Below are 472 nucleotides of genomic sequence, written 5' to 3' on the forward strand. Positions count from 1 at the left end.
GCGGCTAAGCGCTTACTAATGAGCCGTCGGACAGGCCTCCATCCCGATCAGAGCAGCAGGCAACTTAACGAAAAACCTGATCACCTCGGACCGGCGCAATTTGCGGCGAACAACGACACTTCCATCGGCGTCGACACCGTGAACCTGAAAAACATGCTTTGCGAGGTCAATCCCGATCGTCGTAACCTGCATGGCGAATGGCTCCTCTCGATGGCCGCTCAGAAAACGACCACACTTTGGCACATCCGTGCCGGGGAGCGGGGGCCATCCACCACATCAGGTCAAACGGGTTCTACTTCGATTGGATAATTAAAACGAGGTGGCATGTTATGAGCAGAACTATAGAGCCGGCCCCAAGGGTAACGACTTACGATTTTCGCGATGTTTCCGCCTGTGCAATGTGTGGGGAGGCGTCTTATAATGCGCGCACGATGGGGTTACGACTGAATCACAGTCAGGGAATGTTTCCGCG

General features: G+C 54.7%; 1 pseudogene. It reads right to left on the reverse strand.

From position 1 onward, the window contains the following. Positions 1-18 precede the first annotated feature (18 nt). Positions 19-192 (reverse strand): annotated as a pseudogene (locus tag NEI07_RS12110) (IS110 family transposase); the annotation flags it as partial. Between the last annotated feature and the right edge of the window lie 280 nt (positions 193-472).

The sequence above is a fragment of the Methylocystis suflitae genome (genome assembly GCF_024448135.1).
Taxonomy (GTDB): Bacteria; Pseudomonadota; Alphaproteobacteria; order Rhizobiales; family Beijerinckiaceae; genus Methylocystis; species Methylocystis suflitae.